General features: G+C 65.2%; 31 protein-coding genes and 1 pseudogene. 15 read left to right on the top strand and 17 right to left on the bottom strand.

Annotated elements, in window-relative coordinates; translation table 11 throughout:
* Positions 1-79: 79 nt before the first annotated feature.
* The 7 genes and pseudogenes from LY254_RS07310 to LY254_RS07280 all read right to left on the bottom strand — a co-directional run.
* Positions 80-421, bottom strand: a pseudogene (locus tag LY254_RS07310) (2-phospho-L-lactate transferase CofD family protein); the annotation flags it as partial.
* Between the two features lie 307 nt (positions 422-728).
* Positions 729-929 carry a photosystem II reaction center protein J gene (locus LY254_RS07305; RefSeq protein WP_010314377.1) on the bottom strand — a complete coding sequence of 67 codons (201 nt, stop codon included), beginning with the start codon at positions 927-929 and terminating at the stop codon, positions 729-731.
* A 15-nt stretch (positions 930-944) separates the two neighbouring features.
* Positions 945-1064, bottom strand: coding sequence for a photosystem II reaction center protein L (locus LY254_RS07300; protein WP_010314380.1), 120 nt, complete (start codon positions 1062-1064; stop codon positions 945-947).
* A gap of 4 nt (positions 1065-1068) precedes the next feature.
* Positions 1069-1206, bottom strand: a complete 138-nt coding sequence (psbF, locus tag LY254_RS07295; protein WP_010314382.1) for a cytochrome b559 subunit beta — start codon at positions 1204-1206, stop codon at positions 1069-1071.
* Between the two features lie 3 nt (positions 1207-1209).
* Positions 1210-1458, bottom strand: coding sequence for a cytochrome b559 subunit alpha (psbE, locus tag LY254_RS07290; protein WP_247476392.1), 249 nt, complete (start codon positions 1456-1458; stop codon positions 1210-1212).
* Positions 1459-1542: 84 nt separating this feature from the next.
* A complete protein-coding gene (locus LY254_RS07285) occupies positions 1543-2526 on the bottom strand; it encodes a photosynthesis system II assembly factor Ycf48 (RefSeq protein WP_247476391.1) in 984 nt (327 codons plus the stop codon).
* A gap of 9 nt (positions 2527-2535) precedes the next feature.
* Positions 2536-2919, bottom strand: coding sequence for a rubredoxin (locus LY254_RS07280; RefSeq protein WP_247476390.1), 384 nt, complete (start codon positions 2917-2919; stop codon positions 2536-2538).
* Positions 2920-3045: 126 nt separating this feature from the next.
* Here LY254_RS07280 and LY254_RS07275 point away from each other — a divergent pair, with 126 nt between their 5' ends.
* The 3 genes from LY254_RS07275 to LY254_RS07265 are packed head-to-tail and all read left to right on the top strand — an operon-like array spanning position 3046 to position 4706.
* Entirely contained in the window at positions 3046-3408 is a 363-nt protein-coding gene (locus LY254_RS07275; RefSeq protein WP_010314389.1) for an NAD(P)H-quinone oxidoreductase subunit 3, read from the top strand.
* 33 nt (positions 3409-3441) lie between these two features.
* The gene (locus tag LY254_RS07270) at positions 3442-4164 is read left to right on the top strand and encodes an NADH dehydrogenase subunit K (protein WP_247479789.1); all 723 of its coding nucleotides are present in this window, start codon (positions 3442-3444) and stop codon (positions 4162-4164) included.
* Positions 4161-4706 carry an NAD(P)H-quinone oxidoreductase subunit J gene (locus tag LY254_RS07265; RefSeq protein WP_371820537.1) on the top strand — a complete coding sequence of 182 codons (546 nt, stop codon included), beginning with the start codon at positions 4161-4163 and terminating at the stop codon, positions 4704-4706. The genes LY254_RS07270 and LY254_RS07265 overlap by 4 nt, the downstream gene beginning before the upstream one ends.
* Here LY254_RS07265 and yvcK read toward each other — a convergent pair.
* Positions 4703-6118 (bottom strand): gluconeogenesis factor YvcK family protein, encoded by a 1416-nt coding sequence (gene yvcK, locus LY254_RS07260; protein ID WP_247476388.1) that lies wholly within the window; start codon positions 6116-6118, stop codon positions 4703-4705. The two genes, LY254_RS07265 and yvcK, sit on opposite strands and share 4 nt — an antisense overlap.
* 28 nt (positions 6119-6146) lie before the next feature.
* On the opposite strand from yvcK, the gene LY254_RS07255 reads away from it, so the two are divergent.
* Positions 6147-6953, top strand: a complete 807-nt coding sequence (locus tag LY254_RS07255) for an ABC transporter ATP-binding protein (RefSeq protein ID WP_010314400.1) — start codon at positions 6147-6149, stop codon at positions 6951-6953.
* A 5-nt stretch (positions 6954-6958) separates the two neighbouring features.
* On the top strand, positions 6959-7846 hold the full coding sequence (locus LY254_RS07250; protein WP_247476387.1) for an MlaD family protein: 888 nt from the start codon (positions 6959-6961) through the stop codon (positions 7844-7846).
* Here LY254_RS07250 and bchD read toward each other — a convergent pair whose 3' ends face one another.
* Positions 7847-9922 carry a magnesium chelatase ATPase subunit D gene (gene bchD / locus LY254_RS07245; protein WP_247476386.1) on the bottom strand — a complete coding sequence of 692 codons (2076 nt, stop codon included), beginning with the start codon at positions 9920-9922 and terminating at the stop codon, positions 7847-7849.
* Here bchD and folK point away from each other — a divergent pair.
* The 3 genes from folK to LY254_RS07230 are packed head-to-tail and all read left to right on the top strand — an operon-like array spanning position 9921 to position 12519.
* Positions 9921-10475 carry a 2-amino-4-hydroxy-6-hydroxymethyldihydropteridine diphosphokinase gene (gene folK, locus LY254_RS07240; RefSeq protein ID WP_247476385.1) on the top strand — a complete coding sequence of 185 codons (555 nt, stop codon included), beginning with the start codon at positions 9921-9923 and terminating at the stop codon, positions 10473-10475. The genes bchD and folK overlap by 2 nt on opposite strands.
* A gap of 44 nt (positions 10476-10519) precedes the next feature.
* Positions 10520-11080, top strand: a complete 561-nt coding sequence (locus LY254_RS07235) for an NUDIX hydrolase (protein WP_247476384.1) — start codon at positions 10520-10522, stop codon at positions 11078-11080.
* Positions 11080-12519, top strand: a complete 1440-nt coding sequence (locus LY254_RS07230; RefSeq protein ID WP_247476383.1) for an FAD-binding domain-containing protein — start codon at positions 11080-11082, stop codon at positions 12517-12519. Before LY254_RS07235 ends, LY254_RS07230 begins: the two co-directional genes overlap by 1 nt.
* On the opposite strand, the gene LY254_RS07225 is transcribed toward LY254_RS07230, so the two are convergent.
* On the bottom strand, positions 12516-13721 hold the full coding sequence (locus LY254_RS07225) for a DegT/DnrJ/EryC1/StrS aminotransferase family protein (RefSeq protein ID WP_247476382.1): 1206 nt from the start codon (positions 13719-13721) through the stop codon (positions 12516-12518). The two genes, LY254_RS07230 and LY254_RS07225, sit on opposite strands and share 4 nt — an antisense overlap.
* A 38-nt stretch (positions 13722-13759) precedes the next feature.
* Positions 13760-14317, bottom strand: a complete 558-nt coding sequence (locus LY254_RS07220) for a thioredoxin family protein (RefSeq protein WP_247476380.1) — start codon at positions 14315-14317, stop codon at positions 13760-13762.
* A 42-nt stretch (positions 14318-14359) separates the two neighbouring features.
* Between LY254_RS07220 and LY254_RS07215 the strand changes: the two genes are divergently transcribed.
* Positions 14360-14845 carry a hypothetical protein gene (locus tag LY254_RS07215; protein ID WP_247476378.1) on the top strand — a complete coding sequence of 162 codons (486 nt, stop codon included), beginning with the start codon at positions 14360-14362 and terminating at the stop codon, positions 14843-14845.
* Here the strand turns inward: LY254_RS07215 and LY254_RS07210 are convergent.
* The gene (locus LY254_RS07210) at positions 14842-15312 is read right to left on the bottom strand and encodes a deoxyribodipyrimidine photo-lyase (protein ID WP_247476376.1); all 471 of its coding nucleotides are present in this window, start codon (positions 15310-15312) and stop codon (positions 14842-14844) included. The genes LY254_RS07215 and LY254_RS07210 overlap by 4 nt on opposite strands.
* A complete protein-coding gene (locus tag LY254_RS07205) occupies positions 15309-16241 on the bottom strand; it encodes an FAD-binding domain-containing protein (RefSeq protein ID WP_247476374.1) in 933 nt (310 codons plus the stop codon). Before LY254_RS07205 ends, LY254_RS07210 begins: the two co-directional genes overlap by 4 nt.
* Positions 16242-16320: 79 nt before the next feature.
* Between LY254_RS07205 and fabI the strand changes: the two genes are divergently transcribed.
* From fabI to LY254_RS07180, 5 genes are all read left to right on the top strand, one after another.
* Complete coding sequence (gene fabI, locus LY254_RS07200) at positions 16321-17100, top strand: enoyl-ACP reductase FabI (protein WP_010314422.1); 780 nt, start codon at positions 16321-16323, stop codon at positions 17098-17100.
* 24 nt (positions 17101-17124) lie between these two features.
* Positions 17125-17733: an imidazoleglycerol-phosphate dehydratase HisB gene (gene hisB / locus LY254_RS07195; RefSeq protein WP_247476372.1), complete on the top strand. Its 609-nt coding sequence runs from the start codon at positions 17125-17127 to the stop codon at positions 17731-17733.
* A gap of 55 nt (positions 17734-17788) precedes the next feature.
* Positions 17789-19231: a carotenoid oxygenase family protein gene (locus LY254_RS07190; protein WP_247476370.1), complete on the top strand. Its 1443-nt coding sequence runs from the start codon at positions 17789-17791 to the stop codon at positions 19229-19231.
* Entirely contained in the window at positions 19231-19527 is a 297-nt protein-coding gene (locus LY254_RS07185; RefSeq protein WP_247476368.1) for a YciI family protein, read from the top strand. The genes LY254_RS07190 and LY254_RS07185 overlap by 1 nt, the downstream gene beginning before the upstream one ends.
* Before the next feature lie 93 nt (positions 19528-19620).
* Positions 19621-20322 (top strand): SIMPL domain-containing protein, encoded by a 702-nt coding sequence (locus LY254_RS07180; RefSeq protein WP_247476366.1) that lies wholly within the window; start codon positions 19621-19623, stop codon positions 20320-20322.
* On the opposite strand, the gene rdgB is transcribed toward LY254_RS07180, so the two are convergent.
* Positions 20307-20909, bottom strand: a complete 603-nt coding sequence (gene rdgB, locus LY254_RS07175) for an RdgB/HAM1 family non-canonical purine NTP pyrophosphatase (protein WP_247476364.1) — start codon at positions 20907-20909, stop codon at positions 20307-20309. The two genes, LY254_RS07180 and rdgB, sit on opposite strands and share 16 nt — an antisense overlap.
* On the bottom strand, positions 20909-22375 hold the full coding sequence (locus LY254_RS07170; RefSeq protein ID WP_247476363.1) for a phosphoglucomutase/phosphomannomutase family protein: 1467 nt from the start codon (positions 22373-22375) through the stop codon (positions 20909-20911). The genes rdgB and LY254_RS07170 overlap by 1 nt, the downstream gene beginning before the upstream one ends.
* A gap of 63 nt (positions 22376-22438) precedes the next feature.
* Between LY254_RS07170 and LY254_RS07165 the strand changes: the two genes are divergently transcribed.
* Positions 22439-23890: a TM0106 family RecB-like putative nuclease gene (locus LY254_RS07165; protein ID WP_247476361.1), complete on the top strand. Its 1452-nt coding sequence runs from the start codon at positions 22439-22441 to the stop codon at positions 23888-23890.
* On the opposite strand, the gene LY254_RS07160 is transcribed toward LY254_RS07165, so the two are convergent.
* Together LY254_RS07160 and pyrE are read right to left on the bottom strand one after the other, a co-directional pair.
* Positions 23881-24741 (bottom strand): folate-binding protein YgfZ, encoded by an 861-nt coding sequence (locus tag LY254_RS07160; protein WP_247476359.1) that lies wholly within the window; start codon positions 24739-24741, stop codon positions 23881-23883. The two genes, LY254_RS07165 and LY254_RS07160, sit on opposite strands and share 10 nt — an antisense overlap.
* The gene (gene pyrE, locus LY254_RS07155) at positions 24738-25322 is read right to left on the bottom strand and encodes an orotate phosphoribosyltransferase (protein ID WP_247476357.1); all 585 of its coding nucleotides are present in this window, start codon (positions 25320-25322) and stop codon (positions 24738-24740) included. Before pyrE ends, LY254_RS07160 begins: the two co-directional genes overlap by 4 nt.
* Positions 25323-25368: the final 46 nt, after the last annotated feature.

The following is a 25368-nucleotide window of genomic DNA, read 5'->3' as shown; positions in this document are numbered from 1 at the left end:
TCGATGCCGAGCAGGCGTTTGGCCCAGCCAAGTCCGCGGTGCTCAACGCAGCCTGGCAGCGCGAAGCCCTGGCCGAAGCCTTTCTGGAGGCCAGGGCCGCCAGGCAGTTGCGGATATCGCCTGGGGGCGGCACCCCGAGCTCCCGGCGCAGCATCCCTGGGCTGCCCCCGTCATCGGCCACCGTCAGGATGGCGGTGATGTTGCTGGTGTAGCGCTTCAGGCCGCTCAGCAAGGTGAACTGTCCGGTGCCGCTGCCGATTGCCACGATCGTGGGACCCCGCTTCAGGCGGCTTAGGCCCAGCCAGATCAGCACGCCGCCGACCAGCAGTACGAGCTTCCTGGTGATCTCGCGGGGCAACACCTGGGTGATAGTTTGCCGCGACCAGCGGATGAATTGCAGCAGGTAGTAGATCGGCTGTACGTACTCCCCCTGATCTCTCGATCGTTTAATTGCAATCAGTTCTTAAAAGATGCCCAACTCTTTCTTGGATGAATATCTATAATAGCGGCTGCGTCTTGTGGTGCTCACTCTAATTGTCTGTATTGGGCAACTTAAGCTGGCTACATAACAGTTCTTGGATTGAGTCTTGGTCTCTCTTTGTCTGTTTTGTGGGATTTGTCAGGTGAGTCTTTCTCTAGAGAGCGTACTAGTGCGCGGGCGGCGTCCACGACTAAAAAACCCCGCCGTGTTGGCAGGGCTCGTGAAAGTAAATTCTCGATGTAGCAGATCAGGCGGAACCCACACCGGTGTAGGAGCCGTAGAAGAAGAGGCCCACCACAAAGATCACGGCCATGCCGCCAGCGGTCGCAACGAGCCAGAGGGGAAGCACACCTTCAGTCCAACGGGATTTCCAGGCCACCGCAGGGCGACCGTCTGGAAGACGGTCGGGAATTCTTCCGTCGGGAAGACCGGATTTCTTGCCGCTCATCTCAGATCCTCCTGATCAGTTGAAGAAGTAGCTGGAGAACAGAATCCCGCAGGTGAAGACGAACAGCAGGCCCAGGTACAGGCTGGTGCGGTTCAGTTCAACCGGCAGGTTGTTCGGGTTGGGGGAGCGTTGCATGGTGTCAGCGGCGAACGAACTGCATGGCAGCCAGGGCGCCCAGGAAAAAGACCGTGGGGATGCCAAGGGCGTGGACTGCAAGCCACCGGACCGTGAAGATCGGGTAGTTGCGAGGGGTGGTGCTAGCTGGAACTTGGGTCATGGCTTATTTCAGGCGCTGGTCGAGCGAAGACTTGGCGTCATAGCGCTGGCTCACCACAGGAGCCTTGGCGTCCTGAGCCTGGAAGTAAGCGTCCGGGCGGGGGGTGCCGAAGGCGTCGTAGGCCAGTCCGGTGTTCACGAACAGGAACCCGGCCAGGAAGATCGAAGGCAGGGTCACGGCATGGATCACCCAGTACCGGATGCTCGTGATGATTTCAAAGAACGGGCGTTCACCCGTTGAGCCGGCAGCCATGAGCAGCGAGCGTTCAGTCTGTGGATCTTAAGGGGAAGGCTTGTGCCGCCGATGCCGGGCGGCCCGCTTGGTTACAGAGCGTTGTTAGCCCACCCAGCGCAGCAGGGATCCCCGCTCACCAAGCACAAAACCCTTGCCATCACTGAAAAAGGCGATGTGGCTGAAGTTCGTCGGTTGCTTTTCGCCCACCGGATCCTTCTGCCAGCTCTGGCCGTTGTCGCTGCTCACAAGCAAGGTGCCGCTGCCACCGCCGGCCCAGATCGTGCCGCTTGCATCCCAGGCCATGTCCAGGTAGCCGTAGCCATTGGTGATTGGCACCACCGGCTTGCTCCACTCCTCAGGAGTCGATGCGTCCTCGTTGAAGCGCAGTTGGGCGCCGCGGGCCAGCATCCAGAGGTTGCCATTGGGTTGGAAGCCCATGGATTGCAGGCGCTGGCTGCTTTCCCGCTGGTGCGGGGTCCAGCGGGGCTCCCCTGGAGACCAGGTGGCAAAGAAGTTGCCCAGGCTGCTGACGCTGATGTAGTTGCCCTCCGGGCTGCGGCGCAGGTCGCGCACAGCGCCGACGGCGTCTTCGACTTGGGCCTGCCAGGAGCCGCCCGCGTCGTTGGTGCGGTAGACGGCGCCCACGTTGGTGGCCAATTCAGCGCTGCGCTTGCCCAGGGCCGTCACCATGTAGGGCTCACCGGGAAGCTTGGTGTCGAGGAAGAGGCGGCTCCAGTTCTGACCAGCGTCTTCGCTGTGGAGAAGTAGGCCGGGTTGACCGACGATCCAGCCCTCGTCGCCCGAGAAATCGACGCTGATCAAGCGGAAGTTTTCCTCTTCGGGCAAATCCAGGGCCATCTCGGTCCAGGAGGCACCGGCGTCATTGGTCTCGAGGATCAGCCGGTTGCTGCCCACCAGGAAGCCGTGGCTGCTGTCTGTGAAGGCCAGATCCAGGGGGTTGGATTTGGTGTGGATGTCCACGGGCTGCCACGGGCTGCTCTGGGCCGTGGGCAGGCTGGTGCTGACGCAGCCCGTCAGCACCACAGCGGCGAGCAACGCGCAGAGAGAAGAGAGCAGGCGTTTCATCGATCGATCTCAGCGCAGGGAATAGAGAGAAAGGAAGAAGGCGATGGCCAGGGCAAAGCCGCCGAAGATCAGCACGTTTTTCTGCCCGGGCGTGAGCGTGTTCACTCCAAGCCCGTAGCCGAGATTTTCCTCGAAGCCGCTGGGCTTGTTGCGGGGGCCGATGTCCTTGAAGGCCAGGGTCTTGCTCCGGCAGACCGGGCAGCGGAAGCTCACCGGATCCAGGGCGCTGAAGGGGGTGCCGGGCTCGATCGCCAGCTTTTTCACGCCCTCGCCCGGGTCATAGACGAAGCCGCAGCTTCGGCATTCGAAGCGGTGTGTATCGGGATCATCGACTGGTGTCTCAGTCACCCCGGGCAGCTCTTGGACCTCGTCGGGAAGGGTCTCCTCGCTCATGGGGTGGGTGCCCACAGACAGTCCCGAACTTTAAGGAGCCCCCAATCCCATCTGGGATTGCAGCGTGTCAGGCAGTGCCCAGAGGCGGATGCCAGACTGCCCCGCAGGTTGGGCCGCTTTCGCCCTGTGTTCGTTCTCTCCGGTTACGACGCCTTCCTCGGGTTTCTGCTGATCGCAGCAGCCGTGCCCGTACTGGCCCTCGTCACCAACAAGATCGTCTCGCCGAAGTCGCGGGTTGGTGAACGTGATCTCACCTACGAATCGGGTATGGAGCCCATCGGTGGGGCGTGGATTCAGTTCAACATCCGCTACTACATGTTTGCCCTGGTCTTCGTGATCTTCGACGTGGAGACCGTCTTTCTCTATCCCTGGGCCGTGGCGTTCCACCGCCTGGGGCTGTTGGCGTTTATCGAAGCCTTGGTCTTTATCGCCATCCTGGTGGTGGCCCTGGCCTATGCCTGGCGCAAGGGCGCCCTCGAGTGGAGCTGATCTGAGATGAACCCCTCCTCTGCCACCTCTGGCATGGCTGAAGCCCTCTCCCTGAGCGCCCTCCGCGATCAGCGGGAATCCAGCTGCAACCCGGTCGGCGCCCCCAGCGTGACCTCGGATCTCTCCGAGAATGTCATCCTCACCACCCTGGATGACCTGCACAACTGGGCGCGTTTGAGCAGCCTCTGGCCGCTGCTCTACGGAACCGCCTGCTGCTTCATCGAGTTCGCCGCCCTGATTGGCTCGCGTTTCGACTTCGACCGTTTCGGCTTGGTGCCCCGCTCCAGCCCGCGCCAGGCGGACCTGCTGATCGTGGCCGGCACTGTGACCATGAAGATGGCACCTGCCCTGGTCCGTCTCTATGAGCAGATGCCCGAGCCCAAGTACGTCATCGCCATGGGCGCCTGCACGATCACCGGCGGCATGTTCTCAGCGGACTCCACCACCGCCGTGCGCGGTGTCGACAAGCTCATCCCCGTTGATCTCTATCTCCCCGGCTGCCCTCCCCGGCCCGAGGCGATCTTCGATGCGGTGGTCAAGCTGCGCAAGAAGGTGGGTAATGAGGCCCTGTCGGAGCGCGGCAACCTGCTTCCGACCCACCGTTACTTCACGGTTTCCCATGCGATGAAGCAGGTGGAGCCGATCGTCGACGGCCGCTATCTGCGCGCCGAAACCCAGCAGGCGGCCTTGAAAGCTGTCGCTGGTCTTCCGGTCGCTGCAACGGCCAAAGCTTCTGTTCCCGCTGAGCAAGCCTGAGTTCGATGCCTGAAGACACCGCCGTTGCCCCCGCTCCCCAGCCGGGTCCCGTCAGCCAGTGGCTCACCGGCCAGGGCTTTGAGCACGAGCAGCTTGAGCCTGATCACCTCGGAGTCGAGGTCCTTGGCATCGAAGGGCCCTTCCTGCCAGTGATCGCCGCTGCCCTGAAGGCCTCGGGCTTCGATTACCTGCAGGTGCAGGGCGGCTATGACGAGGGCCCGGGCGGCCGTCTCGTCAGCTTTTATCACCTGCTCAAGCTGGGTGCTATGGCGGAGCAATCCGCAATCTCCAAGCACCAGCCGCCGGAGGAGGTGCGCCTGAAGGTCTTCCTTTCCCGCGACGGCGACCTGACGATCCCCAGCCTCTATCCGCTCTATCGCGGTGCCGACTGGCCCGAGCGCGAGACCTTCGACATGTTCGGCATCGGCTTTGAGGGCCACCCCCAACCCAAGCGTCTGCTGATGCCAGAGGACTGGAAGGGCTTCCCGCTGCGCAAGGACTACGTGCAGCCGGACTTCTACGAGATGCAGGACGCCTACTAAGGCTTCTCTTTTTCTTTGCGCTGCTTTTTGTAGAAGCGCATGACCGCCAAGCCAACACTGCGGGGATCGTGCCGCAGTGTTGATGTGGGCCGTGCTCCCTGCAGCGGGGCAATGGTGACGTCGTAGCCCTGGCTGCGTAGGTGGCGGCTGTCGCAGGTCACCGGACTCGCGCCGCGCTGGCGGTAGTACTCCAGCAGGCTGGATTCCCCCAGGTCCTCTTGGGCCAGGACCGAAGAGAAGAGTCGCTGCTGAATGCCAAGGCTGGCGAGCTGTGATTCGATTGCCCGCAGGTGTCCCTCGACATCCAATCCATCGGTCTCGCCGGGCTGGGTCATCAGGTTGCAGATGTACAGGCGCGGCGCTTTGCTGCGGCTGATCGCCTGCACGAGCTCGGGCACCAGAAGATTGGGCAGTAGCGAGGTGTAGAGGCTCCCTGGGCCGAGCACGATCAGATCGGCATTGGCGATGGCTTCGAGGGCCTTCGGCAGAGCCGGCGGTCGCTCGGGAATGCAACCCACCCGCACGATCGGGCTGGTGGCATGGCCGATCTGGGATTCGCCTTCGATGCGCCGTCCATCGGCCAGCTCGGCCCAGAGTTTGACGTCGGCGTTGGTGGCTGGAACCACTGTTCCCTGCACCGCCAGAACCCGGCTGCTTGCGGTTATCGCGCCCTCCAGGCTGCCGGTGATCGCCGTCAGGGCGGAGAGAAAGAGGTTGCCGAAGCTATGGCCTTCCAGGCCAGTGCCCGCGCGGAAGCGGTACTGGAACAGGCGCGTGAGCAGCGGTTCTTCCGTAGCCAGGGCCGCCAGGCAGTTGCGGATGTCTCCGGGGGGTTGCACCCCAAGTTCGCGGCGCAGGACCCCTGAGCTGCCGCCGTCATCGGCGACGGTGACGATCGCGGTCAGGTTGCTGCTGTAGCGCTTCAGCCCGCTCAGCAGGGTGGAGAGCCCTGTACCGCCGCCGATGGCCACGATCGAGGGGCCGCGGTTCAGGCGGCTCTTGGCGGCCAGCGCATCGACCAGAAGGGTGTCCCGATCAGGGGCCAGCGCCTGCTGGATCGCCCCAAAGCTGCGGCTTTGTCCGAGCCAGATCAGTCCGCCGCCTACCACCAGCACCAGTGGTCCGGTGATCTCGCGGGGGAGGACCGTGGTGATGTTGGCCAGGGACCAGCGGATGAACTCCAGCAGCCAGTAGATCGGCTGCAGATCGGCCCAAACTGCTCCTCCCAGAAACAGCAGGAACAGACCAATCCCGGAGGTCAGCATCCAGCGCTTGACCACCAGCCCGGGCTGCAGCCAGCGGGCGGCGCGCTTGGAGCGGCTGACCAGGTCCTTCTGGCGCAGATCTCCCTTGCCGACCCAGCTCGGGCGAGGTCTCGAGCGATTCCCCCTGCGGTGTCCTCGAGCCGGCATGGGGCCAGGTTAGGGAGAAACCGCCAAGATGCCCCCATTCGTGAAGGATCCGGTGCAATCCACCCCAGTGGTCCAGATGGACGACGTCAGCGTGCGGTGGGGCCGCAACACCGTGCTGAGCGACGTCGATTTGACCCTGAATGCGGGCGAGCGCCTGGCGGTGGTAGGTCCCTCGGGTGCCGGTAAATCGACAATCCTCCGCCTGCTATCGGGTTTGCTTTTGCCCAGCAGCGGTCGTTTGAAGATCCATGGGGTGCAGCAGACCTATCTGCGGCTGGATCAGCGCAACCCCCCCGATGTCCGCACGGTGTTCCAGAACCCGGCGCTTCTGGCGTCCTTGACCGTGCGCCAGAACGTGGGCTTTTTGCTGGATCGCTTCAGTCGCTTGAACGAACGGGAGATCCGCCAGCGGGTGGCCGAGGCCCTGGAGGCCGTGGGGCTCTCCGGTACGGAGGATCTTTATCCAGGGGAGCTCAGTGGCGGTATGCAGAAGCGGGTCAGCTTTGCCCGCGCGGTCATCAGTGATCCAAGTCAGCCCGTGGGGAAGGTCCCCTTGCTGCTCTTTGATGAGCCGACGGCAGGCCTGGATCCAGTGGCCTGCACGCGGATTGAAGATTTGATCGTTCACACGACTCAAATCGCGGGCGGCAGTTCTGTGGTGGTCAGCCACGTGATGAGCACGATTGAGCGCACCGCCGATCGGGTGGTCTTGCTCTACGACGGCCTATTCCGCTGGCAGGGAACTGTGGAGGATTTTCGGACCACAACCAATCCCTATGTTCTTCAGTTCCGCACGGCTAGTCTCAGCGGGCCGATGCAACCTGCGGAGCTCTAGACCCCATGCGCCGCAGTGTGAAAGAAGCGATCGTCGGCTTCACGCTGCTGGCGGCAGTGAGCTCGGCTGGATTGTTTTGGCTCTGGCTCAAAGGGGTCTCGGTGAGCAATCGCACCTGGCGCTTCCAGGCGAACTTTGCGGATGCCGCCGGATTGGCCCCCCGCTCGGCTGTGACCTATCGCGGGGTCACCGTCGGTCATGTTCAGGAGGTCACCGCCACGGCCACGGCCGTGGAAGTGCAGATCGATATCAACCAACCCAATCTTCAGCTGCCCCAACCTCTGGATGCGCGGGTGGAGGCGGCTTCGCTGCTCGGCGGGGATGCTGTTGTGGCCCTCACGGCACCGATTAAGCCCCTGCCGAAGGGGACTCCGGGCCCGAAAGCGATGAACTGCAACCGCGCCTTGACGGTCTGCAATGGCTCGGTGATTCAGGGCAAGAGCGCGGCCACCTTGAGCCAGGTGACGGCCACGCTGCAGCAGTTGCTGGATCAGGCGGAGAAGGAAAAGCTGATTCCCAAGCTCGGCACCACGATCAGCAGCATCGACACCACGGCCAAGGAAGCAACGGCGTTCATGAAGGACGGTCAGGCCTTAATCGGTGACCTTCGGACCACCGTTCGCGATGTCCAGCCGACGATCAACAACCTCAACGACTCCACGGCCCACATCCTGAACTTCGTCCGGGTCCTGGATAACCCCAAGACCCTGAGCGAGCTCAAGGGCACAGTTGCCAACCTGGAGGACCTGACCGCGACCTTGGATCGCGTGGGGGGTGACATCAACAAGCTCACTTCCGACAAGCGCTTCATGGATGGCCTGCGCAGCGTGGCGATTGGCCTGGGGGCCTTCTTCGATGAGGTCTACCCCGAGAAGACCGAAGCCAACCGCTGATCAGACCCCGCTGATTGCTTCCATCGCGATCGCGGCAATCGCCTGATCGCTGGCCTTGGGCAGCTGGACGTATTTGCCGCCGGCGGAGTCGGCCAGGTCCTTGCCCATGCCGCTGCCGATGAACTTGCGCTCGGTGTCGATCACCAGCAGCTTGATGCCAAGGGACCGGTACTTGCTGGCCACCTGCTTGACCTCTTCCTTGAGATCCACAGGCTCTTCCCCGTCCAACTGGGGCTGACCGAGGGAGCGGCTGAGGGGCACGTTGCCCCGGCCATCGGTGATGGCGACAACCACGACCTGGCCCAGTTCCCCGGTAGCCATGGCATTGGCACCCACCCGAGCAGCCTGGGAGAGGCCATGGGCCAGGGGCGAGCCACCGCCGCAGGGCATGGACTCCAGCCGCCGCCGTGCGGCGGTGATCGAGCGGGTCGGGGGCAGCAGCACTTCGGCGGCCTCGCCGCGGAAGGGAATCAGCGCCACCTCGTCGCGGTTCTCATAGGCCTCGGTCAGCAAGCGGATCACGGCGCCCTTGGCGCTCTGCATTCGGTTGAGGGCCATCGATCCGCTGGCATCCACCAGGAAGATCACCAGGGCACCGGCCTTGCGCTGCAGTTGCTTGGCCCGCAGGTCTCCGTCTTCCACCACGACCTTGCGGTGCGGTTCCCGCTCACGCCGGGTTTTTTGGTAGGGCGCTGCGGCCCGCAGGGTGGCGTCAACGGCGATGCGCTTGACAGGGCCCCGGGGGAGCATCGGTTTGACGTAGCGGCCGCGGGAGTCACTGAAGACCACGGCTCGGCTGCCGCTGCCGCCGCTCTTGGCCTTGCCGGCGTTGAAGAGCAGCAGGTCTGGGTCGATGGCGATCGCCTCTGGATCGAGCATGAACTCCTCGGGGATCGAGGGCGGCGCCTGATCTTCCGGGGTGTCTTCTTCGTCCTGTTCGTCCTCCTTGTCGTTTTCGTTGTCCTCGGGCTCCTCCGGTTCTTGCTCTTGGTTGTCTTCTCCCTGCGGCGGCGGTGGCGGCGGAGGGGGATCCATCTGTTGGTCGGGATCCTGGGGCGGCAGTTGCATGGCCCGCGGCGCGATCACCAGCCGCACTGCGACCTGCAGGTCCTCGGCTTCCACCCGGTCACGGCCACTGAGGGCGGCATGGGCGCGGGCAACCCGCACGGCATAGAGCTCGCTGCGGTGGCCTTCCACGCCGCCGCGCAGGGCCTCGTTCACCAGATAGGCGATCTGCTCCCGCGTGATCTGGACATCGGGCAGCCACTGGCGGGCCAGCAGCAGCTGGGTGGAGAGGGCGTCTGTTTCCTCTTGCCAGCGCTGGCGGAAGGCTTCGCTGGATTCGGCGTGGCCGATGGCACTGCGGGTGATCTCGACCCGTTGATCGAGCTCCAGGACCTGGTTGGCCGAGAGAGCAATGGCGAAGCGATCCAGCAGGTGATCGCGGATGGCCCCCTCTTCGGGGTTGTAGGTGGCGATCAGCAGGCAGCGGCAGGGGTGCGAGAGGCTCAGGCCCTCCCGCTCGACCCGGTTCTCACCGCTGCCAATGGCGGCCAGCAGCAGGTTGGTGACGTTGTCATCGAGCAGGTTCAGCTCATCGACGTAGAGCACGCCGCGGTGGGCCTCGGCTAGCAGGCCCGGTTGAAAGACCGCTTCACCGCTGGCGAGGGATGCCGTGACATCGACCGAGCCCACCAGGCGGTCTTCGGTGATGCCCAGTGGGACCTGCACAAACGGTGCCGGGATGACCTTGGTGGGCAGTAGGGCTTGCTTGTCGGCGCCTGTGGGGTCCGCCCCGAGTTCCGTCAGCCGCGCCCGCGTCGGCGCATCCCAGTCTTCCGGTGCCTGGGGGTCGGTGTTGAGGCCATGGCCGCCGACATCGAGGACGTCGATCGGCGGCAGCAGGGCATGCAGACCCCGTGCCAGAACGGATTTGCCAGTGCCGCGCCCGCCGGCGATCACCACACCACCCAGGCCGGGGTCGACGGCTGCCAACAGCAGGGCCAGCTTCAGGGTTCCGTGGCCGGTGATGGCGGCAAGGGGGAAGGCCCGAGCGGCTGTACCACTTGCAACCATGGAAACGCCGGAGAAGTTTGTCGTGGGCGCCAGTCTCGCTGATCAGGGCCTGGCAATTGGGCTTGGGGCCAATTTGCCCAGCGCAGTGGGCGGTCCGATTGAGACCCTGATCGCTCTGCGGCCAGAACTTCAGGTTTGTTTGGGCGCAGCTGAGCTGCGCTGGTCCCCGCTCTTTCGAACGGCTCCCGTTGGCGGCCCGCCGGATCAGCCGGACTACATCAATGCTGTGGTGGTCTTGGATCAGCCACCTGAGCCCACTGCTGCTGCGGCGATGGAGCTGTTGCGACGGCTGCAGGCTCTGGAGTCGCAATTCGGCCGCCTGCGCAAGGAGCGCTGGGGGCCGCGGACGTTGGATCTGGATCTGCTCTGGTGGGGGACATTGCAGCTCCAGAGCTCCGAGTTGGAGCTCCCCCACCCCCGTTGGGCGGAACGGGCCTTTGTCTTGGCGCCCTTGGCCGCTTTGGATGCACGCTTCGAGCTGGAACTCCGGCAGGTCTTGGCTGGACAGCCGCCGCCGTTGCGGTTGGCGCCTAGGGCCGGATGGCTTGAGTAGTTGCAACTGCCATGCTGATTGCCATCGATCGGTGATCAGATTCCATGGCGCCACTGCCCTCTCCCGAGCCCGCGCGCCAGCTTGAGACCACCGCCAGCCTGGATGTGCGCAAGCTGCGCTTCGAGGTCAATCGCATGCTGTTGCCGATGGGTGTCGAGGGCACCTTCGGGATGGTCAAGCACCCGGGCGCATCCCTGGCGGTGCCGGTGCTTGCCGATGGCCGGGTGGTGGTCCTGCGCCAATACCGCTTTGCTGTGGCGACCCGGTTGCTGGAGTTCCCGGCCGGGACCCTGGATCCAGGCGAGACCCCGCTGAGCACGATGCAGCGGGAACTGCAAGAAGAAGCCGGCTACTCGGCCACCCGTTGGGACGAACTCGGATCGCTGTTGCCCTGCCCGGGCTATTCCGATGAGGTGATTCACCTTTTCTTGGCCCGTGATCTCACGGAGCTGAGCGAGCGTCCGCCAGGGGATGACGATGAGGACCTGGAGGTGGTCCTGATGACGCCGGCGGCACTCGATCAGCTGATCGCCAGCGGCGATGAGTACCTCGATGCCAAGAGCGTGACGGCCTGGTTCCGCGCCAAGCAGGTGCTGGGGATCTGATGGCAGCGGAGCGTTGGCTGTTTTGGCATCGCCGAGATCTGCGTCTGGTCGACAACCTGGGTCTGGCGGCCGCCGCTGCAGCGACCCCGGCGGTCACGGGGGTGTTCGTGCTGGATCCGGTGATCCTCTCGGCGGCGGATATGGCTCCGGCGCGGGTCTGGTTTCTGCTCGAGAGCCTGAAGGAACTCCAGGCCAGCTGGCGCAAGGCCGGCAGTCAGTTGCTGCTGCTCCAGGGGGATCCCGCTGAGGTCTTGCCGCAGCTGGCCAAGGCCATCGGAGCGGGCGTGGTCGCCTGGAACCGTGATGTTGAGCCCTACGGACGCGAGCGTGATCGCCGGGTGGCCGCGGCGCTGCAGGCCCAGGGCCAAAAGGTCCTAGTGGACTGGGATCAGCTCCTGGTGGCTCCAGAGGCTCTCAAGACCGGCGGCGGAGATCCGTACAGGGTGTACGGACCGTTTAAGCGCAACTGGTTCGGCCAGGTAGAGCGGAGGGCTGATGCCGGAGAGCTGGCTCTGAGACCTGCCCCCCAGGGCTTGCTGGCCTATGACGGCGAGCTGCCAGTTCTCGCCGAGCTGCCCAGCCTGGAGTCCCTCGGTAAAACCTTCTCAGGTGCAGACGTCTGTCCCTGCCGTCCAGGAGAGGCCGCGGCCAAGCAGCAGCTGGAGGCCTTCTGTGATGGCGGTCCGCTCTTGGCCTATGAGCCCGGCCGGAACATGCCGGGAGAGGCGGGGACATCGAGCCTTTCGGCAGCGTTGAAGTTTGGGACCCTCAGCCCGCGCCAGGCCTGGGATGCGGCGCAGCAGGCCAAGGCCCTGGCGCGCAGCGATGAGCAGCGCGAGTCGATTCAGGTCTGGGAGCAGGAGCTGGCTTGGCGGGAGTTCTATCAACAGGCGCTTTTTCACTTCCCGGAACTCGCCGATGGTCCGTATCGGCCCCAGTGGAAGCTCTTCCCCTGGGAGAACGACCCTGATCGCTACCAGGCCTGGTGCGATGGGCTGACAGGCATGCCGATCATTGATGCGGCGATGCGCCAACTCAATGAGAGCGGCTGGATGCACAACCGCTGCCGCATGATCGTCGCCTCCTATTTAGTGAAGGACCTGATCTGCGATTGGCGCCTAGGCGAGACCGCTTTCATGGCCCGCCTGGTGGATGGTGATCTGGCAGCTAACAACGGCGGTTGGCAGTGGAGTGCTAGTAGCGGGATGGACCCCAAGCCCCTGCGGATCTTTAATCCAGCCACCCAGGCCAGCAAGTTTGATCCGGAGGGTGATTACATCCGCCGCTGGCTACCGGAGCTCAGTCACGTCAACACCAAAGACTTGTTGAGTGGCGAGATCACCCCGATGGAGCGCCGCGGCTACCCCGCGCCAATCGTGAGTCACAAGAAGCAGCAGGCCCATTTCAAGGCGCTCTATGCCTCGCTGCCGAAGGCCTAGGCCGCAACCGATGCAGGTGTTTTGGCCGTCACCTGCTGCAGCACCTCGATAACTCGGCTCTGCTGCTCAGTGCTGAGTTCCGGGAAGATCGGAAGGCTGAGGACTTCGGAGCAGAGGCGCTCGGTGATGGGCAGCGAGCCGGGCCCGTAGTTCAGGTGGGCATAAGCCGGCTGGCGGTGGATTGGAATCGGGTAGTAGATGATCGTTGTGACGCCGGCCTCCTGGAGCTGCTGTTTCAGCCAGTCGCGGCAGCAGGCTTCCGGGAGGCCGAAGTTGGCGCTGTCAGCGGACGGGGTGCAGCTTGAGCCGCAGGCCGGCGTGGGACTGCAGGCGGGGACGCGTACGACGAACTGGTTCCAGCTGTGGCCCGAGGGACCGGCCTCGGGCAAGGCGAAGCCGTTAGTGCCTGAGAGTTCGGTGCGATAGCGCTGCGCGATGGCCGTGCGCTTCTCCACCCAGCTGCTCAGGTGCGGCAGCTTGACGCCCAGAACGGCGGCCTGGATCGCATCGAGGCGGCTGTTGTAGCCGAGCTCGCTGTGGAGGTAGCGGCGGGGCATCCCGTGCACCGCCAGCTCCCGCATCCGTTGGGCCAGCGCCTCGTCTTTGCAGGTCACGGCACCGCCGTCACCGGCGCCACCGAGATTTTTGGTGGGGAAGAAGCTGAAGCAGCCCACATCGCCCCAGCTGCCCACGGGGACTCCAGCCCAGCTGGCGCCACTGGCCTGGGCGCAGTCCTCGACCACCTTGAGGTTGTGGCGCGTGGCGACGGTGCAGACGCGCTCCATGTCCACTGGCCGGCCGAACAGGTGGACCGGAATCAGCGCTTTAGTTGACGGGGTGATCGCGGCTTCCACCTGATCCAGGTCGATCAGATAGGAGCTCTCCTCGACATCAACGAAGACCGGTGTGGCGCCCACGGCGCTGATCGCTTCTGCGGTGGCAAAGAAGCTGAAGGAGGCGGTGATGACCTCATCACCTGGACCGATGCCCAGGCCACGCAGGGCCAGGATCAGCGCGTCGGTGCCGCTGTTGCAGCCCACGGCAAAGGGGCTCTGCACGCTCTCGGCAAAGGCCTTCTCGAAAGCAGCGATGACCCCGCCACCGATGTATTGACCGCTACGGAGAACCTCCAAAACCGCTGCATCCAGCTCAGGTCCGAGCTGCGCCAGCTGTTCCGTGAGGCTGAAGGGGGGCACCTGCATGAAGGGAACCTTAAGGCCCCCACTCGGTTCTCGGCCCTCTAGGGCTCCTGCGGGTGCCACTTGATGTTGCAGCCGATCGATGGCATTTGCTCGAGGCTGATCGCTTGACCGCTCAACAGGGCGTCGATGGCCGCCCTTAGGTCGGCGCCATTGAGCGGTTGGTCGTTGCCGGGGCGGCTGGCATCGAGCTGGCCGCGATAGACGAGCTGGTGCTCGCTATCGAACAGGAAGAGATCGGGGGTGCAGGCCGCCTGGAAGGCCTTGGCGACCGCTTGGCTGGCATCAAAGAGATAGGGGAAGCCCCAGCCTTGTCGTTGGGCCTGCGCGCTTAAGCCTTGGGGGCCGTCCTGGGGGTGGGTGATGGTGCTGTTGCTGGAGATCGCCACGATCTGCAGCTGCTGGCCGTAGTCGCGCTCCAGGCGGCCCAGTTCCGGCTCGATGTGGATCACGTAGGGGCAGTGGGCGCAGATGAACAGCACCAACACCGGTTGGGCTTCCAGCGATGCTGTGCTCCAGCTGCCGCCTGCGGCCCGCTCCAGCGCGAACGCCGGCAGGGGCGTTCCCAGGGGCAACATTTCAGACGGGGTGAGCACCATGACAACGCCACCAGAATGGGGCTGATTGTGCCCTGAACTGCCTTGGGTTGGCCCCGTCCCGCAGCGGCTCTCCTGTCCCTGGCTCTCCTGGGTTGTGTGCCCGCCCACCGCAGCGCCACCTGGACGATCTATCCCCTGCAGCGCTCCCAGCCCCATGACGGCTTGGCGGTGGTGAATCAGCCCGACGGCTATGGGCTGCACATCTGGCTCTCCACCGACACCCGTGAGGCCGGTGTCTGCAAACCCCGCTGGCTGGTGGATCCGGCTCGATTGTTTAACGGCAATGGCAGCAGGCCCTTCAGCACGGGCCTGGCGAGCCGTCAGGAGTTTTTTGAAGCGGCCAACCGCCAGGACGTGCAGCGGGCCCTGCGGCAGGAGCTGAAAGCGCTCTGCCGTCAGCGCGCTCCCAAGGCCCGCTGGCAGTGGGTGGCCCCGCCCCGCAGCGCCGCTGAGGTCTCGGCTCCAACCTTCCCGATGCTCGAGGAGCGGGACCTGCTCAGTCCCCCAGAGGAGAACGCAGCTTCTTAAGCCTGCGGCGCCCAGTCGGCCCAGACCTCCCGTTCGGCTTGCCGCCAGTAGCGGCTAAAGCGCCCCAGATTCACTCCCTCCTCCAGCTCGACGAAGGCTGTGGGTTCGAGCTGTACCACCGGCAGGGATTGCTCGAGCGTGCGGCAGATGCTTCCCACGCGGGGATCCACGCTGGAGCTGGTGACGATGCCATCGGCGCCATGGGCTTGGGCAAAGCGCAGCACCTCGCTGGCCACATCCCCCTGGCGCAGGGTCACGGGCAGCTCCAGCAGGCACTCATACAGAAAGCCGATGCGTTTGAGGCTGACCGGCTCGGCCGTCCCCTGGGGATCGGCGGTGGTGGGACTGTTGCCCCGCAGCAGTTCTCGGTCGAAGACGAACACCGCCGGCTGGCCGGGGTGGGCCAACAGGGCAGGGTTGCTGGGGCCCAGGGCGTCCCCGTGTAGCCAAAGGATCGGGTTCTTCATCGGTTGGGCTTGGCAGGGCGGCTGAAGGCGGAGGCTTTGGAGCTCGAGGGGCGCTGTCTGCGGCTCGTGCGATCACCCGTCTCGCGGATCGCGGGTGGTTGCTGGAACAGGCGCTGCTCGAGCTGCTCGTAGCTGGCTTCAAACGGACAGCCTTTGGCGCTCAGGCTGCAGTCCTGGCAGTAGCGGCCATCGCTGTAGCGCTCCAGGTTGGAGCGGTTGAAGAAGTAGGGCTTGTGGCTGAAGCTGCTAGCCACCCATTGCCAACTGAGGTTGTTGCTGGCCGGGTCCCCATCCAGCAGGTGGCGCAGGAACCACTGGGCGCCCGCCTGCCAGCGGATGCGCCGCCAGTGGACGACGTAGGCCGCCAGCCACATCCGGGCGTGGTTGTGCAGCCAGCCCGTCTGCTGCAGCTCCTGGCTGAAGCCATCCATGCAGGCCAGCCCCGTGCGGCCTTCGGTGATGTCGGCGGGGAGTTCCGGTGCATAGGCCCCGGGGTGATGGCCGGTCTTGAGCGGTTCCTGGTCGCTCCAGATCCCATCGCCCAGTTGCTCCCAGAGCCGCTGCCAGTAGTCCCGCCAGCCCAGCTCATTGATCAGCTTCTCGCTGGCCTGCCGCTGCTTGGTGCGGGCGAAAACGGCATCGCGCACCTCCGCCAGGCTGATGGCCCCGTGGCGGATGTAGGGCGAGAGCCGGGTGACGGGGCCGCTGAGGAAGTTGCGGGCCTTGGCGTAGCGCTCGGGTTGGACCTTGTTCAGGAGAGCATCCGCCTGGCTGCGTCCGCCCTGGATCGGGCTGAGGCTGCCGCTGGCCTCGGGGAAGAGCTGCTGCAGCGTGTGCTCAAGCGCGCTGCGGTCGCTGAATTTGCGGGGGAGATCGCCGGGGTGCTCCTCCCAGTTCAGGGGCACTCCGCATGGGGTGGGGCTGGCCAACGGCGGCGACTTGGGGTCCAGTGATCCTGGCGTCTGGCGCCTTCTGGGTGAGAATCACCGCAACGCAAGCGCCCGTTTCATGCTCCTCGATCTGCGCGGTAAGAAGGCCCTGGTCACCGGCATCGCCAATAACAAGTCGATCGCCTGGGGCATCGCCCAGCAGCTGCACGCCGCAGGCGCCGAGCTCGGGGTCACTTATCTGCCTGATGACAAGGGGCGCTTTGAAGGCAAGGTGCGTGAGCTGACCGCTCCCCTGGCCCCCACCCTGTTCGAGCCCCTGAACGTGCAGGACCCCGCTCAGATCGAAGCGGTCTTCGCCAAGGTCAAGGAGCAGTGGGGCCAGATCGATGTCCTGGTGCACTGCCTGGCCTTCGCCGGTAAGGACGAGCTGATCGGTGACTACTCGAACATCTCTCCCGAGGGCTTTGCCCGTGCCCTGGAAGTCAGCGCCTACTCCCTGGCACCGCTGTGTAAGCACGCCAAGCCTCTCTTCAGCGAAGGCGGCAGTGTGATCACCCTCAGCTACCTCGGTGCTGAGCGCGCGATCCCCAACTACAACGTCATGGGCGTGGCCAAGGCCGCCCTGGAAGCCTCAGTGCGCTACCTGGCCGCTGAGCTGGGCGAGAAGCAGGTGCGCGTGAACGCCATCAGCGCCGGCCCGATCCGCACCCTGGCCAGCTCGGCCATCGGCGGCATCCTCGACATGATCCACAACGTCGAAGAGAAGGCTCCCCTGCACCGCACCGTCACCCAGGACGAAGTGGGCGGGACCGCGGCTTTCCTCGCCAGCAACCTGGCCTCCGGCATCACCGGCCAGACCATCTATGTCGACGCCGGGTACTGCATCACCGGCATGTGAGCGGCAGACTGAGCTGAGGAGGGCATGACCATGCGCACGGGCGAGATCCATCGCGTCACCGGTGAAACCGATGTGCGCGTCAAGTTGAACCTCGATGGCACGGGCCAGTGCAGCGCCAGCACGGGCGTGCCCTTCCTCGATCACATGCTTCATCAGATCAGCAGCCACGGGCTGGTGGATCTGGAGATCAATGCCGTGGGTGACACCCACATCGACGATCACCACACCAATGAGGACGTGGGGATCGCCGTGGGTCAGGCCCTGGCCAAGGCCCTCGGTGACCGGCGTGGGATTCATCGCTTCGGTCACTTTGTGGCGCCCCTGGATGAGGCCTTGGTGCAGGTGGCCCTCGATTGCAGCGGCCGCCCGCACCTGAGCTTTGGCCTGCAGATCCCCGCTCAGAAGATCGGCAGCTACGACACCGAGCTGGTTAAAGAGTTCTTTGTGGCCGTGGTGAATAACTCCGGCCTCACCCTGCACATCCGGCAGCTGGATGGGGTGAATTCACACCACATCGTTGAGGCCTGCTTCAAGGCGTTTGCAAGGGCGCTGCGCCAGGCCACGGAGGTGGATCCGCGCCGCGCCGGAGCGGTGCCCAGCAGCAAGGGCGTGCTGGAGCGCGCGGGCGCCTAGGCCCGCTTAACACTCCGTTACGCGATGATGGCGGCGTCGCTCAGCGTCTTTGCCCATGACCGTCGCCCCCGCTCTCGGCTACGACCGCTCCGATTGGGCCAGCGCCTTCCGCAATGTTGGCGTCGAGCTTGATGGCGTCGCGCTGACCGCAGCCCGGGGCGCGATTCCAGCTGAGCTCGAGGGCACCTTGTATCGGAATGGTCCCGGTCGGTTGGAGCGGGGTGGTCAGTGGGTGCATCACCCCTTTGACGGGGACGGCATGATCACCGCCCTGCGGTTTGAGGGAGGTCAGGTCCAGCTGCGCAATCGCTTTGTGCGCACCGAGGGCTTTGAGGCCGAGGAGCAGGCGGACAAATTCCTCTACCGAGGTGTCTTTGGCACCCAGAAGCCCGGCGGCATTGCCGCCAATGCCTTTGACCTGCGTCTGAAAAACATCGGCAACACCCATGTGGTGCGGCTGGGGGATCAGCTATTGGCTCTGTGGGAGGCAGCCGAACCCCATGCGCTGGACCCTGAGACCCTGGAAACCCGCGGCCTAAGCCGGCTGGATGGGTTGCTCAAGCCCGGTGAGGCCTTCAGTGCCCATCCCCGCTTTGACCCAGGCCACCATGGCGAGCCTCGGATGGTGACCTTTGGCGTGAAGGCCGGTCCCCGCAGCACGATTCGGCTGATGGAGTTCTCCAGCACCGGAGCGCTCCTGGCCGATAGCCGCCACAGCTTCAAGGGCTTTGCTTTTCTGCATGACTTCGCGATCACCCCGAACTGGGCGGTCTTCCTGCAGAACGCCGTCGCCTTCAACCCGACGGGCTTTGTCATCGGCCAGAAGGGTGCCGCCCAGTGCCTCAGCTCAAAGCCTGGCGAAAAAGGGCAGTTTTGGCTGATTCCCCGCAGCGGAGAGGGCAAACCGCTGCAGATCCCTGCTCCTGAGGGCTTTGTCTTCCACCACCTCAATGCCTTTGAAGACGGCGAGGAGCTGGTGGTGGATTCGATCTACTACGACGACTTCCCCTCGATCGGTCCGGATGTGGACTTCCGCCAGGTCGATTTTGAGTCGATTCCAGAGGGGCAACTGGTGCGTTGCCGTATCCATCTCGAGAGCGGTGCTGTCAGCACCGAAGTACTCGAATCGCGCACCTGCGAGTTCGCGATGGTCAACCCCGAGCGGCAGGGCCTGGAGGCCCGCTATTGCTGGATGGCCGTGGCGGAGCGGGAGTGCGGCAATGATCCGCTGCAGGCGATCAAGAAGCTGGATCTCAGCACCGGAGCGGGCCGGGTCTGGAGCGCGGCGCCCCGTGGCTTTGTCAGCGAGCCATTGATGGTGCCCCGCCCCGGTGCCACGGCCGAGGACGACGGCTGGGTGCTCTGCCTGGTCTGGAACGGCGCCCGCTGTGCCAGTGATCTGGTGATCCTTGATGCAACCAGCTTGGCGGAGGTGGCTGTGCTGGAGCTCCCGCTGGCGGTGCCCCACGGCCTGCATGGGAGTTGGGCCCAGGCCTGATGCCTTGGTTTGTCAAAACCGAGCGCTTCCTGCGGTCCTACGTCGAGATGAAGCCCCATCTCGAGGCCCATCGTCGTTGGATCGAGCAGCTGCGTGGCGAAGGTCAGGTGCTCAGCAGCGGCTACTTGGTGGATGGCGAGGGTCAGCCCGGCGGCGGCGGGATGTTGCTGCTGCAGGCCGGTGACTACAGCGAAGCCGAAGCGTTGATTCAGCAGGACCCGATGGTGCTCAGTGGCGGGGTGGAGTGGACCCTGCAGCAATGGCGTCCTGCGGTGGGTGATCTGGGGGTGATCTGAGCGGCCAGTTGGATTTGGTCGCAGGTGTGGCTTGATCCGGTTGTTGCTGCCTCTTGGATTGCCCGTAGACAGGAGTGATTAGCCCTCTGAGCCATGTTCAGCCTTCGATCCGCCGCCCTGGGCTTCTGCCTGGTTCCTGCCCTCTCGCCCCTGGCGCTGATCCAACCCGCCCAGGCCGGGGGCGGTGATCGCTGCGGCGGCACCGTTTATCAACTGCAGGTCAGCCAAAGCGGCACCACCGCCTTTGACCGTTTTCGCTTCAACCTCGGCCTCGATGCCGAGGCAGCCACGAAGGCCGAGGCGATGGCGCAGATGAGTGCCCGACTCGAGCAGCTGCGCAAAGCCTTGACTCCACTGGTGAGTGGGCGGATGACGATTCCTGCACCGCGCACCTACGCGATTGGCGGCGGCAGCGCTGGACCTCGGCGGCAGCGGGCCAGCACCAGTGTTTCGGGAGAGGTCAGCAAGGCGAACTATGACGCCCTGATCAAGGCAGCAGGCACGTTGCCTGGGGTGAGCCTGCGTGGCTTCACGTCACTGGCTGCGAGCGGTAGTGCGGAAACAGTGCAGGCTCAGTTGATGCGCCAGGCCTTGGCCGACGGCAAGCGCCAGGCCCAGGCCACGGCCGATGCCCTTGGGCTGCGCAGGGTTCAGTTGCTGCGGATTAATCAGCGTGGCGGCTATGGGCCAAGGCCGATGCCCTACAACCGCGCCCTCTCGGCCAGCTTCAACCCAGAGGAAGCCCCGGCTCCTCACAATTCGGTAAGCCTGGCGTTGGATTACTGCCTCTCTTGAGCCAGCAGGGCCTGCAGTTGGGGTTTTAGGGCTGCGAAGGCGCGGCCCCGATGCCCCACTTCGGCCTTGAGCGCTTTGGGCATCTCCGCAAAGCTGAGCTGTACTTCCGGCACATAGAAGACGGGGTCGTAACCAAAGCCGCCATCGCCTCGGCATGCCATCAGGATTTGGCCTGGGCAGTGACCTTCCACTTCAAGGACCACTCGACCACTGGGGTCAGCGAGGGCCAAGGCGGCGGTGAAGCGTGCGGAACGGGCCTCCGGGTCGATGGCGCCCGCTTCATTCAGCTCCTGTAGGAGCCGTTCAATGCGTGCTGCATCGGTGGCGGCGTAGCGGGCTGAGTGCACTCCGGGGACGCCGCCGAGGGCATCGACGCTGAGGCCGGAATCGTCGGCCAGGGCCCACTGACCTGTCGCTTGTGCCACGGCCTCGGCCTTGAGGCGGGCGTTGGCCGCAAACGTGTTGCCGGTCTCCTCCACCTCAATTCCCTCGGGCTGGGCTTGGGTGTCGAGGCCCAGGTCCTCCAGGAGTTGAGCGAACTCACGCACCTTGCCGGCGTTGCCGCTGGCGATCACCAGAGTAGTCATCAGATTGCTTCGGCCAGTTGGCGGGCCCAGGCGAGAACTTCAGCGACACGCGCCTCGCTCGGGGCTTCGCAATAGAGCCGCAGTAGGGGTTCGGTGCCGGAGAAGCGCAGCATCAGCCAGTGGCTGGGGCCGAGGCGCAGTTTCACTCCGTCGGTGGTGATCACCTCTTGAACAGGGGATCCGGCGACCTCCTTTGGCGGGGTGCTGGCTAAGAAGTCCTCCAGCCGCTGCCGGGTGGCCATGTCTTTGAGGCGTAGGTCCAGGCGGTCGTAGGCCGCGGCACCGCCGCAGCGCTCCTGCAAGGCACTGACGCGAACGCCCAAGGGTTGGCTCCCCTCCACCAGCGCCTCGATTAAGAGCAAGGCCGCGTAGAGGGCATCGCGCTCCGGCAGGTGGCTTCCGAAGCCAACACCGCCTGATTCCTCGCCGCCCACCAGCACGTCACTGCTGAGCATCTCAGCGGCGATGTATTTGAAGCCCACCGCCTTCTCGAGCACCGGCCGGCCAAGGTCTTCGGCCACCAGTTGCATCAGATCAGATCCGCTCACGGTTTTCACCACCGAACCGCTCATCCCCTTGGACCGGGCCAAGTGATCAATGAACAGGGGCATCAGCAGCTGGGTGCTGCAGAAGCGTCCGTGTTCATCCACCGCGGCAATGCGATCGCCATCACCGTCAAAGACGATGCCCACGGCCGGCCGGCCGGCCAGGGTCGAGGCCCGCACCTCTGCGATCAGTTGCTGCAGGTAGGGGGCCAGGGGTTCGGGCGGGTTGCCGCCGAAGAGAGGATCGCGGTTGGAGCGGATTTCGCGCAGGTGATCGCTTTTCGCGGCACCTTCGAGTAGGCGGCTCAGTCCACCGGCCGCGGAGCCATGCATCGGATCGACGATCACCTGCAGGCCTAGGCGCTCGAGTCCGGCGCTTAGAGCTGCGGTGTCCACCTTGGCTTTGAGGCCCGCGAGGTAGGTCCCCATGGCGTCAAAGCGCAGGGTCTCGCCTTGGATCGGCACGGAGATGCCGCCGGCCTGCAGCCGCTGCTCCACCCGCTTGGTGAAGTCCCCTTCCACCGACCCACCAAAGGGGCCTTTGATCTTCAGGCCCAGCCATTCCGGGGGGTTGTGGCTGGCGGTGATCACCAATGCACCGAGGGCCTGGCGTTCCACCACGGCCCAGCTGGCGGCTGGAGTGGGGATGGGCGCTTCCGCCAACACCGGCACCAAATCGGCGCCGCGCACCGCGCTGCAGATCGCTTCAGCGAGTTCCGGCGCGAGGAAGCGGCGGTCATAGCCGATCACAATCTCGCGGCTGTTCAGTCCTGCGGGTGCTGAGGCCTCCAGTTCCCGGGCGGACGCGGCAGCAACCGGCAGGAGCCTCTCGACCGTGATGTCCACGCCGAGGATGCCGCGCCAACCGTCGGTGCCGAAGGCAATGGGGCTGGCCTCCAGGGGCAGGGGCGCTGAAGCCATCGGAGCAGGGTAGGGGCGACATCCACGTGCTAGCAGCCTGCGGCGGCCACCTAGCGTCAGGGGGTGCCAGCTCAGATCCTGCTCAACGACCGGCTCTTGCGCAGTTGGTTGCGCTGCAAGCGCCGCGCCTGGCTGGATTGCCATGGCGATAGCGACCAGCGGCTCTGGACATCCCACCGTGAACTGCAGCTCGATGAGCAGCGCCGCAGTTTCGCGACCTTGTTCCCTGACCGCCCCGGCCATGGTGAGGCGGCAGCCCAGGCCGGAGCGCCGGCGGTGGTGGGCCTGCGGCTGAAGGGTGAAGGCGTCGAGGCCCACCCGCCCCTGCTCCAGAAGGTCAAAGGCGAAAGCCGTTGGGGGCCTCACAGCTATCGGCCGGTGTTGTTTCGGCCGGGCCGGCGGACGACGCGCGAGCACCGCTACGTCCTGGCCCTCTGGGGGCGGTTGCTGGCGGAGGCGCAACAGGCACCGGTTCGAACCGCCTTGGTGCTCTCGGGATCAGGTCGGGGGTTGCAGCAGGAGACCGTCCCCTTGGCCGGCAGCCTGCCGCGACAGCTGGATGAGGCGCTGGAGCGCCTGGCCGAGGATCTGCGCCGGCCCACGCCGCCTCCTTTGGTGGCCGATCGCAAGAAGTGCGTGCTCTGCAGCTGGAAGGCCAGCTGTGACCAAGTGGCCGCGGCCGAGGGACACCTCAGCGAAGTCAGTGGGATCGGCGCCAAGCGGCGCGACATGTTGATGGAGCTGGGGATCGATCGTCTCGGTTCCTTGGCTGAGGCCGATCCAGACGACCTGGCGGATCGCCTGATGACCTATGGCGAGCAGCACGCCGAGATTGCGCCGCAGCTGGTCACCCAAGCCCAGGTGCAGGCCAGGGGCGAACCGCTGCGGCGCGACCCTCTGGCGGCCCTGCCGGAGTTGGCGAAGGCACCTGGGGTGCTCATCTACGACATCGAATCGGATCCCGATGCCCGGGACGATTTCCTGCATGGCTTTGTGCGGCTGCCGCGCAATCCCGACGGCACTTGGCCGGATCTAGCCCAGGCCTCCGCTGCGCCTTACCACCCGGTTTTGGCCCTGCTGGAACACGGTGAAGAGCGGCTCTGGCAGCGCCTGATGCGTCTGCTCGAGGCCTATCCCGATTGGCCGGTGTTGCACTTCGGCGAAACGGAGGTCTTGGCCCTGGTGAAGATGGGCCAGCGCTTGGGCGTGCGAGAGCGGGAGCTCAAGGCTTTGCGGGCCCGGATGCTGGATGTGCACCAGCGCCTGCGCCAGCACTGGTGGATGCCCACCAACAGCTACGGGCTCAAGGCGGTGGCCAGTTGGCTCGGCTTCCGTTGGAGCCAGCAGGGTGTCGATGGGGCTCGGGCTCTGCTCTGGTGGCGCCGATGGCGCCTCGGCGGAGCCGGCGCCGATGGCCGTGGCTCCCGCCAGAACCTGCGCCGGATCTTCCGCTACAACCACGACGATGCCCTGGCGACCTGGGTGGTCGCCCGTTGGCTTCTCGATCAGCCCTGACCGCCAGCGCCGATCGGAGGAGCGATAAAGGCCAGGGGTGTGCTGATGGTCAGCTCGGTGCCGCCTGCCTGCAGGGTGCGGGCCTCGAGCTGAGAGCGGCGGATCAGCGCCAGCCCCCGGCAACCCTGAGAGGAGGTCACCACTCCTGCGCGCTCGCCGCCGGCGCTATTCAGGGTTGTGCCGGGCTCGAGGGCGCTGCTGCTTTCCCAGTAGCGCAGCTGTTGCTTGACCCCGTCATAGGTGGCGAGTTTTGCCAGGGTCTCCTGGCCCACGTAGCAACCCTTGTTCAGGCTCACCCAGTTCGCCAGCCCTAGTTCAAAGGGATTGGTGTCGTCGTTGAGTTCGCTCGGTTCGGCGGGCAGGCCATGGCGCAGGCGGTTGGCTTCCACTTGGTCGTCAGACCATTCCGGCAGGTCAGCGAGCCAAGGCTGCAGCGCTTCGCCGGACCGCTGCAAGACAACGCCGGCATCGGCACCGCTGCCGAGGTCGACGCCGGGGCGTAGCTGCACGCTGTCCTCGGCTTGGGCGTCGCCCTGCCACTTCCAGAGGGTGGCCGGCTCAGCCGCACCCAGCCGCACGTTGTCGGCGGGGAAAAGGACCCGATCCAGGCCGGCGCGGATGGCCTCACCATTGCCGGCGATGACGATCAAGTCAGCACCTGTGTCATCGACGCAGACCAGCGCCAGGCCGCGCATTCGGGCCGTAGGGCTGATCAGGCAGGTCGGCAGGCAGTCTCCGGGTTTGGCCAGTTCAATCGCCTGACTGCTCTGGCCGTGGAGAAAGCGGCGGGTGTCGCTGCCCTCCAGGCGGATCAAGCTGACGGGAGTGCCCCAGCGGCTGGCTGCGCTCATGCCTGATGTGCGGCTGCGATTTCATCCAGCTGGAACAGGCTGCGCAGCTCCAGGCCGGCCTCCTGCATGGCAGCCAGGCCGCCTTCCTGGCGATCAACGATCGTCACGACGCGCTCGACCACATACCCCGCTTCCCGTAACTGCTTGACCGCTTTGAGGGAGGAGCCACCGGTGGTGACCACGTCCTCGAGCACGGTGATCCGGCTGCCCGCTTCCGGCAGGGGCCCTTCCAGCCAGGCACCGGTGCCATGGCCTTTGGCTTCCTTGCGGACGATCAGGGCATCCAGGGCTTGACCGGCCAAGGCCGCGGCTTGGGCTACGCCGCTGACCAGGGGGTCGGCGCCGAGGGTGAGGCCCGCGACGGCCACGGCGCCGGGCTCGACGAGTTCCAGCATTTGGGCCGACAGCAGCGCCAGGCCCAATCCGCTGAGGCTGACGGGCTTGCAGTTGACGTAGTGAGAGCTGGTGCGACCGGAGGCCAGGGTGAAGTTGCCGTGGCGGTAGGCCCGCGTGGCCAGCAGCTCCAGCAGCAGTTGCCGCTGTTCGGTGCTGGTGGAAGGCAGGGAAACGGTGGTAGTCACTCCGCTGGCGTCGAGCTCTCGGTTTGTCTAGTTTGCGCCTAGAGCC

It is taken from the genome of Synechococcus sp. NB0720_010, assembly GCF_023078835.1.
Lineage (GTDB): Bacteria > Cyanobacteriota > Cyanobacteriia > PCC-6307 > Cyanobiaceae > Vulcanococcus.
This window is presented reverse-complemented; position numbering and strand designations above follow the sequence as displayed.

Excerpts from the sequence above, each read along its gene's own strand:
- LY254_RS07270 (WP_247479789.1), top strand. The coding sequence starts at position 3,442 with ATGGCTGAAGCCCTCTCCCTGAGCGCCCTCCGCGATCAGCGGGAATCC.
- LY254_RS07180 (WP_247476366.1), top strand. The coding sequence starts at position 19,621 with ATGTTCAGCCTTCGATCCGCCGCCCTGGGCTTCTGCCTGGTTCCTGCC.
- LY254_RS07185 (WP_247476368.1), top strand. The coding sequence starts at position 19,231 with ATGCCTTGGTTTGTCAAAACCGAGCGCTTCCTGCGGTCCTACGTCGAG.
- LY254_RS07160 (WP_247476359.1), bottom strand. The coding sequence starts at position 24,741 with ATGAGCGCAGCCAGCCGCTGGGGCACTCCCGTCAGCTTGATCCGCCTG.
- LY254_RS07230 (WP_247476383.1), top strand. The coding sequence starts at position 11,080 with ATGGCAGCGGAGCGTTGGCTGTTTTGGCATCGCCGAGATCTGCGTCTG.
- LY254_RS07250 (WP_247476387.1), top strand. The coding sequence starts at position 6,959 with ATGCGCCGCAGTGTGAAAGAAGCGATCGTCGGCTTCACGCTGCTGGCG.
- LY254_RS07220 (WP_247476380.1), bottom strand. The coding sequence starts at position 14,317 with ATGGTGCTCACCCCGTCTGAAATGTTGCCCCTGGGAACGCCCCTGCCG.
- LY254_RS07285 (WP_247476391.1), bottom strand. The coding sequence starts at position 2,526 with ATGAAACGCCTGCTCTCTTCTCTCTGCGCGTTGCTCGCCGCTGTGGTG.
- LY254_RS07305 (WP_010314377.1), bottom strand. The coding sequence starts at position 929 with ATGAGCGGCAAGAAATCCGGTCTTCCCGACGGAAGAATTCCCGACCGT.
- LY254_RS07300 (WP_010314380.1), bottom strand. The coding sequence starts at position 1,064 with ATGCAACGCTCCCCCAACCCGAACAACCTGCCGGTTGAACTGAACCGC.
- LY254_RS07170 (WP_247476363.1), bottom strand. The coding sequence starts at position 22,375 with ATGGCTTCAGCGCCCCTGCCCCTGGAGGCCAGCCCCATTGCCTTCGGC.
- LY254_RS07235 (WP_247476384.1), top strand. The coding sequence starts at position 10,520 with ATGGCGCCACTGCCCTCTCCCGAGCCCGCGCGCCAGCTTGAGACCACC.
- LY254_RS07280 (WP_247476390.1), bottom strand. The coding sequence starts at position 2,919 with ATGAGCGAGGAGACCCTTCCCGACGAGGTCCAAGAGCTGCCCGGGGTG.
- rdgB (WP_247476364.1), bottom strand. The coding sequence starts at position 20,909 with ATGACTACTCTGGTGATCGCCAGCGGCAACGCCGGCAAGGTGCGTGAG.
- psbF (WP_010314382.1), bottom strand. The coding sequence starts at position 1,206 with ATGACCCAAGTTCCAGCTAGCACCACCCCTCGCAACTACCCGATCTTC.
- LY254_RS07210 (WP_247476376.1), bottom strand. The coding sequence starts at position 15,312 with ATGAAGAACCCGATCCTTTGGCTACACGGGGACGCCCTGGGCCCCAGC.
- fabI (WP_010314422.1), top strand. The coding sequence starts at position 16,321 with ATGCTCCTCGATCTGCGCGGTAAGAAGGCCCTGGTCACCGGCATCGCC.
- LY254_RS07225 (WP_247476382.1), bottom strand. The coding sequence starts at position 13,721 with ATGCAGGTGCCCCCCTTCAGCCTCACGGAACAGCTGGCGCAGCTCGGA.
- hisB (WP_247476372.1), top strand. The coding sequence starts at position 17,125 with ATGACCATGCGCACGGGCGAGATCCATCGCGTCACCGGTGAAACCGAT.
- yvcK (WP_247476388.1), bottom strand. The coding sequence starts at position 6,118 with ATGCCGGCTCGAGGACACCGCAGGGGGAATCGCTCGAGACCTCGCCCG.
- folK (WP_247476385.1), top strand. The coding sequence starts at position 9,921 with ATGGAAACGCCGGAGAAGTTTGTCGTGGGCGCCAGTCTCGCTGATCAG.
- psbE (WP_247476392.1), bottom strand. The coding sequence starts at position 1,458 with ATGGCTGCCGGCTCAACGGGTGAACGCCCGTTCTTTGAAATCATCACG.
- LY254_RS07190 (WP_247476370.1), top strand. The coding sequence starts at position 17,789 with ATGACCGTCGCCCCCGCTCTCGGCTACGACCGCTCCGATTGGGCCAGC.
- bchD (WP_247476386.1), bottom strand. The coding sequence starts at position 9,922 with ATGGTTGCAAGTGGTACAGCCGCTCGGGCCTTCCCCCTTGCCGCCATC.
- LY254_RS07255 (WP_010314400.1), top strand. The coding sequence starts at position 6,147 with ATGCCCCCATTCGTGAAGGATCCGGTGCAATCCACCCCAGTGGTCCAG.